Source organism: Maribacter aurantiacus (assembly GCF_005780245.1).
Taxonomy (GTDB): domain Bacteria; phylum Bacteroidota; class Bacteroidia; order Flavobacteriales; family Flavobacteriaceae; genus Maribacter; species Maribacter flavus.
Genome location: NZ_VBUK01000014.1, coordinates 1 through 10,877, shown reverse-complemented (window position 1 = coordinate 10,877; position 10,877 = coordinate 1). Strand labels below are relative to the sequence as shown.

Annotated in this window: 6 protein-coding genes; 4 read left to right on the top strand and 2 right to left on the bottom strand. The window is 42.3% G+C overall.

Features of this window, described 5'->3' with window-relative positions:
- Window positions 1-5: 5 nt before the first annotated feature.
- Complete coding sequence (locus FEK29_RS16715; protein WP_138259584.1) at window positions 6-698, bottom strand: MotA/TolQ/ExbB proton channel family protein; 693 nt, start codon at window positions 696-698, stop codon at window positions 6-8.
- Between the two features lie 50 nt (window positions 699-748).
- Complete coding sequence (gene nhaD, locus FEK29_RS16710; RefSeq protein ID WP_138259583.1) at window positions 749-2,083, bottom strand: sodium:proton antiporter NhaD; 1,335 nt, start codon at window positions 2,081-2,083, stop codon at window positions 749-751.
- Window positions 2,084-2,378: 295 nt separating this feature from the next.
- Here nhaD and FEK29_RS16705 point away from each other — a divergent pair, with 295 nt between their 5' ends.
- From FEK29_RS16705 to FEK29_RS16690, 4 genes are all read left to right on the top strand, one after another.
- Entirely contained in the window at window positions 2,379-3,518 is a 1,140-nt protein-coding gene (locus FEK29_RS16705) for an acyl-CoA dehydrogenase (protein WP_138259582.1), read from the top strand.
- A 317-nt stretch (window positions 3,519-3,835) separates the two neighbouring features.
- Window positions 3,836-8,344, top strand: a complete 4,509-nt coding sequence (gltB, locus tag FEK29_RS16700) for a glutamate synthase large subunit (RefSeq protein ID WP_138259581.1) — start codon at window positions 3,836-3,838, stop codon at window positions 8,342-8,344.
- Window positions 8,345-8,353: 9 nt separating this feature from the next.
- Window positions 8,354-9,820, top strand: a complete 1,467-nt coding sequence (locus FEK29_RS16695) for a glutamate synthase subunit beta (RefSeq protein WP_138259580.1) — start codon at window positions 8,354-8,356, stop codon at window positions 9,818-9,820.
- A 341-nt stretch (window positions 9,821-10,161) separates the two neighbouring features.
- The gene (locus FEK29_RS16690) at window positions 10,162-10,701 is read left to right on the top strand and encodes a hypothetical protein (protein ID WP_138259579.1); all 540 of its coding nucleotides are present in this window, start codon (window positions 10,162-10,164) and stop codon (window positions 10,699-10,701) included.
- The last annotated feature ends 176 nt before the right edge of the window (window positions 10,702-10,877 follow it).

Below are 10,877 nucleotides of genomic sequence, written 5' to 3'. Positions count from 1 at the left end.
AAATATTAAAGTGGTTCGTTCAAAAGATCCAGAAACTCTACGGCATTGGCCTCCATTTTATGGACAACCTTATCCGTTCTGTTCACCAAATGGTTATACCCCATATAGGCGATGATACCCACGATTAGACCCGCAACCGTTGTAGTCATTGCGGTGTAGATACCGGAAGCCAAAGAGCCCATTTCCGCTTGACCACCACTACTGGCCATTTCATGGAAAGCCAAGATCATACCGATTACAGTTCCCAAGAATCCGATCATGGGTGCCGCCCCGGCAACGGTAGCAAGAACGCTCACGTTCTTTTCCAGTTTATAGACTTCAAGGGTCCCCGCATTTTCAATTGCGGTGTTGATATCGTCCAATGGTTTTCCAATTCTGGAAATACCTTTTTCGGTCAATCTAGCCACTGGAGAATCCGTTTGGGCGCATAGAATTTTGGCAGCCTCCAATTTTCCGGAAGTGACATGATCCCGTATTTGGTTCATGAAATTCTTATCGATTTTGGAAGCGGCATTGACGGCCAAAAGCCGTTCAAAGTAAATGTAAAGGGCCACGCCCAACATCAAAAACAATACGGTAATGATAACGACGCTACCCGTACCGCCATTAAAAACCAAGTCCATTACGGAAAGTGTTTTCTCTTCGGAAATCACTTCGCCCATAGCCGGATCTTGTGACAAATCTTGTATTAACAACATAGTATTCTATAAATGAAATTTGCCATTATAACGGTGAATTGCAGATTAAATTATCCGTGCAGGACAAAATCTCTTAATAAAATGAACACTCCGGCACCTGCGATAAACCCAACAAAAGCAAGCCATGCTATTTTTTTCAAATACCAGAAAAAGTCGATTTTTTCCATGCCCATGGCAACAACCCCTGCCGCAGAACCAATTATTAACATACTTCCGCCTGTACCAGCAGAATATGCGATAAAATGCCAAAGAGGATTATCCATAGATTCCCCGAACATTCCCATACTAGCGGCAACCAAAGGCACATTATCAATTACTGCAGATCCCACACCAAACAACATCACCACGATATCCGTATTGGGAATAGCCTGATTCAAACTTTCGGCATAATGGAAAAGCATTCCCAGGGATTCCAAGGCGGCAACGGCCAAAAGGATTCCCAAGAAGAATAAAATACTGGGCAATTCTATTTTTGATAAGGAGTGATGCACGGGGCTATGGTGTCCTTGTGTATCGCTGTGTTCCCCATCTAAAGAAGTAATACTAAATTTTTTGTTACTATAAATCTCTGCGAACGTCGCAACCACGGCCAAGGAAAGCATCATACCAACGTATGGCGGTAGATGTGTAATAGTCTTGAAAAAGGGTACAAAAACTATGGCTCCAAGACCTAAATACAACATTGTAGAACCATACTTCGATTTTGGCGTCTCTTCTTCAAAACTACCTTCTATATTTCCTTTAAAAGCACTATTTGTTCCCGCGATAAGTGTGGGGACTACCATACAAATTATGGAAGGAATCAATACATGTATTACCAACTGCCCAGCAGATACCTTGTTGGCTATCCATAACATTGTGGTTGTTACATCACCTATTGGGGACCACGCACCCCCTGCATTGGCGGCGATGATTATCATACCCGCAAACCAAAGTCTGGTATTCCTATCGTTGATGACCTTTTGCAAAATGGTAATCAGTACAATCGTTGCGGTAAGGTTATCAATGATGGCAGATAGAATAAAGGCCAAAATAGAAAACAACCATAATAACCTTCTTTTGCTCCTAGTCCTAATGTATCCTTTGATGGTGGCAAAACCGTCAAAATAATCGATAATCTCAACAATGGTCATGGCTCCTAAAAGAAAAACTAAAATTTCCGCCGTCTTGCCTAAATGGTGGAGCAAAATCTCATCCAAGTGTGTCGGCTCCAATTCCCTTAGCTCCGCATTCACTTCAAAAACGGGCATATGGTTCAAGGCGATGAGCGCCCACAATATGGCCATCATGGCCAAAGCTGGAATCAGCTTATCGATTTTTAAATTATGTTCCAGGGTAATCGCGAGATATCCCGCTAAAAAAACAATGATAATAATGGTTTCCATGCGCTGTTGGTTTTTAGTTTCCTCCTATGTAAGGTATCAAATATAAGTCTGAATTATAAATTTTGAAATTCCCTAAAGATATCCAAAATTGTCAATCCTACCATAGCCAAAAATAGATTATCCTAAAGGCATTTGAAAGTCAATCCATTACATCGCATTTTTTAACAAAATTATGTCTCTCGGTAGAATTAAGTCGGTAGATATCGTAACAAAGAATTGAACTGATTCAATATCAGATTAAATAATTAAATGGTATAGGCTTATATTTGTTGATATACCTTTTTAAAAAAGTACGATGGATTTTAAACTTACCGAAGAACAGGAGCTGATTAAACAAGCGGCGCGTGATTTTGCACAAAACGAATTGCTTCCAGGAGTTATCGAAAGGGACGAGCAACAAAAATTTCCGAAAGAGGAAGTCAGAAAAATGGGAGAATTGGGCTTTTTGGGAATGATGGTGGATCCAAAATACGGAGGAAGTGGATTGGATACCCTCTCGTATGTACTGGTGATGGAGGAACTATCCAAAGTCGATGCCTCCTCCTCTGTAATCGTATCTGTAAACAATTCATTGGTCTGTTGGGGTCTTGAAACCTATGGGACCGAGGAACAAAAGGAAAAATATCTGCATAAACTGGCAACGGGGGAAATCATTGGGGCGTTCTGTTTATCCGAACCCGAAGCGGGCAGTGATGCCACATCCCAGAAAACCACGGCCATTGATAAAGGAGACCATTATCTTTTAAACGGTACCAAGAATTGGATTACCAACGGTGGAACGGCAGGCGTATATTTGGTCATCGCCCAAACGGATAAGGATAAAAAGCATCGGGGAATCAATGCGCTCATTGTAGAAAAGGGAATGGAAGGTTTTGAAATCGGCCCCAAGGAAAACAAATTGGGTATCCGTGGTAGCGACACACATTCCTTACTTTTTAATGATGTAAAGGTGCCAAAGGAAAATAGGATCGGTGAGGACGGATTCGGGTTTAAATTTGCCATGAAAACCTTGGCGGGGGGAAGAATAGGGATTGCCGCCCAAGCTTTAGGCATTGCCGCAGGTGCGTATGAATTGGCCTTGAAATATTCAAAGGAAAGAAAGGCGTTTGGAACAGAGATCAGCAATCACCAAGCCATTGCCTTTAAACTTGCGGATATGCATACCCAAATACAAGCGGCAAGATTGCTGGTTTATCAAGCAGCAAAGGAAAAGGACAATGGAGCGAACTATGACCTTTCGGGTGCCATGGCCAAATTATATGCCTCACAGGTAGCCATGGAGACCACCGTTGAAGCCGTACAGATTCACGGAGGAAATGGATTTGTTAAGGATTATCATGTGGAGAGACTAATGCGTGACGCCAAAATTACACAAATTTATGAGGGCACATCTGAGATCCAAAAAATCGTTATTTCACGGTCCATCTTAAAATAAACCTTTTTCAAGTTAGTAACACCCTATAGAAATTAGGGTGCTAGCAAAAAAAACAAATCCCATACCTGTTACCCATAACATAAGTAGGGGTCAAATTGTGATATACCTTCATTTCAAGACCACGACCCCCAATATAGTCAATGGGCTTACTTAATATTATCATACATTTATCAATATGATAATTTGACCTACTCAAAAATTATGATTTAAAGATATTTTAAGCTTTATTTAAAAACGTTAAATATTTTACTTGATTACCTTTTATTCACTGATTATAATTTAAATAAAATAATATTTTTGAAGAAATACGATAAATTATGAGATTGAAGAAGCAAGGACTTTATCTGCCAGAATTTGAGCACGACAACTGTGGTGCCGGTTTTATTTGTAGCCTTAAAGGAAAAAAATCCAATGATATTATTCATAAGGCACTTGAAATTCTGGAACGGCTGGAGCATAGAGGTGCTGTAAGTGCAGATGGCAAAACAGGGGATGGTGCAGGTATATTGATAGATATACCCCATGTCTTCTTCAAGGAGGTTTGCACTTTTGAACTTCCAGAACAAGGTGAGTATGCTGTTGGCAACGTGTTTTTCCCACAAAAACAGAATCAGCGGGAGTATTGCATTCAAGTATTCGAGGAAAACATAAAGAAACAAGGGCTTAAATTACTAGGCTGGAGAAACGTTCCGGTAAACCGTTCAGTACCCGGAAGAATTGCTGCCGAAACCGAACCTTTTGTAAAACAAGTTTTCATAGCAAAGGAGAACAAGGAACAATCCTACTTCAATTTCAATTTGAAATTGTTCATAGCCAGAAAGGTCACTGAACACGCCATTATAAAATCAAAACTTTCCGAAAGTAAGTTTTTCTACGTACCCAGCCTATCTACCAAGATTATAATATTTAAGGGGCTTCTGATGCCCATGGACATCAGTCTTTATTATTCCGATCTCATGGACCCAAGGGTCGTGACAAGATTGGCCTTGGTACACCAACGCTTTTCTACCAACACATTCCCAACATGGGATTTGGCACAACCATTTAGGTATATGTGCCACAATGGAGAGATAAACACCTTGAGAGGAAACGTTTCAAGGATGTTCTCCAGACAGGAGCTACTGGAAAGTGAAATGTTCGGCGATGAAATTAAAAACATACTTCCTATCGTTTTACCGGGCAAATCGGACTCCGCCACTATGGATATGGTCGTTGAGTTATTGCTGATGACAGGACGCTCATTACCAGAGGTCATGATGATTTTGGTTCCAGAAGCTTGGGAAAAAAATACGGAAATGTCCGAAGCGAAAAAGGCATTCTACGAATACCACTCCTGTATGATGGAACCATGGGACGGCCCTGCCTCCATACCCTTTACGGATGGAAACTACATTGGCGCATTGCTTGACAGAAATGGGCTTAGACCTTCCAGATACTCCGTTACAAAGGACGATTATGTGGTGATGTCTTCCGAAACGGGCGTCGTTGAAATCGCACCTGAAAATGTGGAATTCCATGGCCGTTTGGAGCCCGGAAAAATGTTCTTGGTGAACATGGAGGAAGGTCGTATCGTAAATGACGAGGAAATCAAAGAGGAGATAGCCAAAAAACATCCGTACAAAAAATGGTTGGACAAAAATCTGGTCCATTTAAAGGATATACCTTATAATGATTGCCCATTGTTCTTGGGAGAAGCTTCTTTGGAAAAGCGTAAATCGGTTTTTGGATACACCTTGGAAGATATCAACACCATTATACTTCCCATGGGAAAAACGGGTAAGGAACCAATTGGGTCCATGGGTTCCGATACTCCCATTGCCGTGTTGTCAGAAAGGCCACAACTTATCTACAATTATTTTCAGCAGCTCTTTGCCCAGGTAACCAATCCGCCTTTGGATGGTATTCGTGAAGAGCTGATTACTGATATAAGTCTAACCTTAGGCAGTGACCATAATATCTTTGAATTTTCGGAACTGCATTGCAGGAAGTTAAAGATCCAGAACCCGGTTATTTCCAAAGAGGATTTGGACAAGATCAAGAATTATGACGCCAGTCCGGATTACAAGGTGGTTTCCATTTCCATGCTATATCCAGTGGAAAAGGGACATAATGGCTTGGAAGATGCCTTACAGTCCATATTGACTCAAGCCTCGCAAGCTGCGGACGAGGGGGCGAATATTATTATTTTATCCGATAGAAATGTAAACAAGGAGAACGCGCCCATACCGGCGTTGTTAGCTTGTTCCTATATAAATAGCGGACTACAAAAACTGGGCAAACGTTCAAAACTTAGCATCATAATAGAATCAGCGGAACCAAGGGAAGTACATCACTTTGCCTTGTTGTTCGGGTTTGGGGCGAGTGCCATCAATCCATACTTGGTAAACGAAATCATAGGGGAACAAATCGAGGAACAGGATATCCATGAATTTACCTTTGAGGAGGCCATTAAGAATTACAACAAGGCCATTGGAAAAGGTATCTTAAAGGTCATGAACAAAATAGGAATCTCTACCTTGAACTCCTACCGTGGCTCACAACTTTTCGAGTGTATAGGTATCAACACAAAAGTGGTCGATAAATATTTCCCCAATACGCCTACAAGGATTCAGGGAATCGGTCTTTACCAAATAGAAAAAGAGGTAGCAAAACGCCACCAGAAGGCATTCTCCACCAAGGAAGTCGATGCCAATTTGGACCTGGAAATTGGAGGCGAATACAGATGGAGGAGAAATGGCGAAAAACACATGTTCAACCCTTTGACAATCGCCAAACTCCAAAAATCCGTCCGAAACAACGAACCTGAAACGTATAAGGAGTTCTCACAAATGGTGAACGAGCAAGCCAAAAACTTGATGACGATCAGGGGACTGTTCGAGTTTTCAAACTATGACCCAATTCCGTTGGACGAAGTTGAACCATGGACGGAAATCGTAAAAAGATTTAAGACCGGGGCGATGTCCTACGGCTCCATAAGCAAGGAAGCCCATGAGAATTTGGCCATTGCGATGAACCGAATTGGAGGTAAAAGTAACTCCGGTGAAGGAGGCGAAGATGAAGAGCGATTTTACAAAAATGCCACCGGGGATTGGCGTAACAGTGCCATAAAGCAGGTTGCTTCGGGCAGATTTGGGGTAACATCCAACTATCTCACCAATGCCAAGGAAATCCAGATTAAAATGGCCCAAGGGGCCAAACCAGGGGAAGGCGGACAATTACCTGGGCCGAAGGTAAATCCCGCCATTGCCAAAACCCGAAATTCCACACCGTATGTAGGGCTGATCTCCCCACCACCGCACCACGATATTTACTCCATTGAGGATTTGTCTCAGTTGATATATGATTTGAAATCGGCCAACAGGAAGGCCAGGATCAACGTAAAATTGGTATCGGAAGTAGGTGTTGGAACGGTCGCCGCCGGGGTTGCAAAAGCCAAAGCGGATGTAATTTTGGTATCCGGTTTCGATGGTGGTACGGGAGCCTCTCCCCTCACTTCCTTGAAACATGCCGGGTTGCCATGGGAGCTTGGCATTGCCGAAGCACAACAGACATTGGTACTAAACGACCTTAGGAACAGAATTGTCTTGGAATGTGACGGACAGTTGAAAACAGGCCGCGATGTTGCCGTAGCCTGTTTGTTGGGGGCGGAGGAATTTGGCTTTGCCACCGCACCTTTGGTCGCATCGGGTTGTATCATGATGCGCGTTTGCCATTTGAATACCTGCCCGGTTGGTATCGCAACACAGAATCCGGAACTGCGTAAAAAGTTCGAAGGAAAACCGGAACACGTGGTCAACTACATGTATTTCATAGCCCAAGAACTACGGGAAATTATGGCGCAGCTTGGCTTTAGGACCATTAACGAAATGGTAGGGCAGGTGCATAAGCTAGACCGAAAAAAGGCCATAGATCATTACAAGGCCAATGGCATCGATCTGACCCCTATATTGCATCAGGTCGATGTGCCAAAAGGAACCAAATTCTATAATACGGAAAAACAAAAGCACGATGTATTCGATTCCATCGAATTCGACATCATAGAAAAAGCAAATCCGTCCTTGTTCCGAAAGGAAAAATTGACCTTGGATTACCCCATTAGCAATACGGACAGGGCCGTAGGTGCAATTATTAGCAATGAAATATCCAAAACTTATGGTGCGGAAGGTTTACCGATCAACACTTTGAAGCTTAACTTCACAGGTTCTGCAGGTCAAAGTTTTGGCGCCTTTGCCACCAGAGGCTTGACCATGATCGTCAATGGTAACACCAACGATTATCTAGGAAAAGGGCTTTCGGGGGCGAAGTTGGTAGTACGGGTTCCGGAAGGCTCCACCATCGTTCCGGAAGAAAATGTCATCACAGGGAATGTGACCCTTTATGGCGCTACTGCCGGTAGGGCCTATATCAATGGTAAGGCGGGCGAGCGTTTCTGCGTTAGAAATTCCGGCGCAAAGGCTGTTGTGGAAGGTATTGGTGACCATGGTTGTGAGTACATGACCGGCGGAGTTGCCGTTATTTTGGGAGAAGTTGGAAGAAACTTTGGTGCCGGTATGAGTGGCGGGATCGCATACGTACTCGACGAGAAAAAGACATTTAGAAACAGATGTAGCGGGGAAGGTCTCAATCTTTTAAAAGTAGAAGAAGACCAGGACATCAAACAATTGAAGGATTTGATTACAAGCCATTACAATTCCACAATGAGTCCATTGGCCCAACGTATTTTGGAAAATTGGGAAGCTTATCTACCTAAATTCATCAAGGTGTTCCCAGAGGAATATAGACAGGCATTGATCCGCTTGGAGAAAGAAAATTTACAAACAATATAAAATCGGGAAATGGGGAAGATAACAGGATTTTTGGAAATCGATAGAAAGGTAGAATCGTATGCTCCTGTGGAGGAGCGTATCAAAAACTATAGGGAGTTTACGCTGCCTATGGAGGAAAAAGATGTTAAGGACCAAGGTGCCAGATGTATGGATTGTGGAATCCCGTTTTGCCATAGCGGTTGCCCTTTGGGAAATTTGATACCAGATTTTAATGATGCAGTTTATCGTGGTAAGTGGGAAAAGGCGAGTGAAATACTACACTCCACCAATAATTTCCCAGAGTTTACAGGTAGATTGTGCCCGGCACCTTGTGAAGAAGCATGCGTTTTGGGTATCAATGAAGATCCGGTAACCATTGAAAATATTGAAAAAAACATTGCTGAGACCGCATTTAAAAAAGGATGGATTACAGCAAAGCCTCCTTTGGAGCGAACAGGTAAAAAAGTGGCCGTTGTAGGTTCCGGACCCGCAGGTTTGGCTGCTGCACAGCAATTGAACAGGGCAGGTCATCAGGTAACTGTTTTTGAAAGGGATGAAAAACCGGGTGGTTTGCTGAGATATGGCATCCCAGATTTCAAAATGGAAAAGCATGTAATAGACCGAAGATTGGAGGTATTGAAAGAAGAGGGAATCGAATTCAAATGTGGCGTGCATGTTGGTAAGGATATTAAAGCAGGTTCCCTAAAAAATGATTTCGACGCTATTGTGCTAACAGGTGGCGCAACCGTACGAAGAAGGTTGCCCATTGAAGGAGCCGATTTAAAAGGTGTAGTGCAGGCCATGGACTTCTTGGGACAAAACAACAGACGTGTTGATGGCATCAAGGATTTGGGTGAAGAGATTTTGGCAACGGATAAGGATGTCGTCGTTATTGGTGGTGGGGACACTGGTTCAGACTGTATTGGGACCTCGTTTAGGCAGGGGGCCAAATCGGTTTCCAATTTCGAGATTATGCCCATGGGCACACCCGATAGACCCAAGGACCAACCTTGGCCATTCTGGCCGATGCGATTGAGGACCAGTTCCTCCCATAAGGAAGGGGCCGAGCGTTTTTTTAGTATATCGACCAAAAAGTTTATAGGCGATGAAAAAGGCAACCTAAAAGGGTTGATAACTTCTGAAGTAGAATGGGTCACCGTACCCGGACAAAGACCGCAATTAAAAGAGGTTGAGGGCACAGAAAGGGAATGGAAATGTGAATTGGCATTGCTAGCACTTGGTTTTACAGGTTCTGAGAACACGATTGCCGAGCAACTAGGTTTGGAGATGGACAACAGAACCAATATTAAAGCCTCTGAAATCGATTATAAAACAAATGTCCCTGGAATATTTGTTGCAGGAGACCAGCGAAGAGGTCAGTCCCTCATCGTTTGGGCAATTTCAGAAGGTAGACAAGCGGCGCACCATGTCGACAAATATTTGATGGGGGAATCGGCATTGCCATTAAAGGGCGATGGTGATTTGCCAAGGGTTTAACCCAAATATTATGCATCTGGACTACGTCATGAGGGTTCAAATTCAATAAAAACAGGTGTTTTCTTGATGTTAGCATAGCATGGCTATGGTTAAATTAAAAAACAGCTAAAACATCTTGTATTTGAAGTAGTTTGAAGCCGTAATACCTGCTCGTCCGTTCAGGCGGGGATTTTTTATTGCTCATTTTGGGTTTTAGAAATCCTAACAGTATAGGGAACCGTCTCGTTCTTGAAATGAGGCGGTTTTTTTTGCTGTACTTGGCTCAATTTTTGATTCAAAAAAGATAGGTCTAACGGCCTTTATAAAATCGCCACTGGACTAAATACCCTCAAAAAGAGCATATGTCAAAATATTTAGTGGTGATGTCCTTGCTTTTAATCAACTCGTGTATCCCAATAAGAATCGCTCCATCTATAGAGGATTACACGATTTCAAAAGGTAAAAAGTTTAAAAGACAACTTCCAAAACGACAAATGTATATTTTTGAAGACCCTAAGCAAGCGAATGAATTTTACAATTATATCAATATAAAATATTCTTTAAACGATGTAGATGTCTGGCTCGATGTTCCCTTTACCATTGAAGACAAGGACTTTCTATTTTCATTTTATGAAGTAGAAATACCAACAAAAACGGTCAATTTGGTACCCCTTGCTATTGATGGGGTTTTGCATACTGCCGAATTGGATCCGGTTATGGGCAACCTCTATGAAACAAGAAAAGGAAATTGGTATATCGCTATTGAAGTATACGACCAAAATTACAAGGATTGTCTATCGGCCGAATTTGACTATAGAAAGGAAATTATTGAATATTTAGTCTTGCTGAAAAATGAATACTTGGTAACATCCAATTATAACGAAGTTCTATTTAAGGATTGATGAATTGAAAGATACTTTCCAAACCGATATTCATTTTATAAGTATGACTTCTTTAGATTAGAAGAAAATCATACTATCATTTACAGACATAAAAAAAAGCCCCCTTACGTTATGTAAGGGGGCTTTGAGGAAGGCGGCTACCTACTCTCCCACTTGGTATAGCAGTACCATCGGCG

What these genes read in the sequence shown, in the direction of transcription:
- FEK29_RS16715 (WP_138259584.1), bottom strand. Translation starts at nt 698, where the DNA reads ATGTTGTTAATACAAGATTTGTCACAAGATCCGGCTATGGGCGAAGTG.
- nhaD (WP_138259583.1), bottom strand. Translation starts at nt 2,083, where the DNA reads ATGGAAACCATTATTATCATTGTTTTTTTAGCGGGATATCTCGCGATT.
- FEK29_RS16705 (WP_138259582.1), top strand. Translation starts at nt 2,379, where the DNA reads ATGGATTTTAAACTTACCGAAGAACAGGAGCTGATTAAACAAGCGGCG.
- gltB (WP_138259581.1), top strand. Translation starts at nt 3,836, where the DNA reads ATGAGATTGAAGAAGCAAGGACTTTATCTGCCAGAATTTGAGCACGAC.
- FEK29_RS16695 (WP_138259580.1), top strand. Translation starts at nt 8,354, where the DNA reads ATGGGGAAGATAACAGGATTTTTGGAAATCGATAGAAAGGTAGAATCG.
- FEK29_RS16690 (WP_138259579.1), top strand. Translation starts at nt 10,162, where the DNA reads ATGTCAAAATATTTAGTGGTGATGTCCTTGCTTTTAATCAACTCGTGT.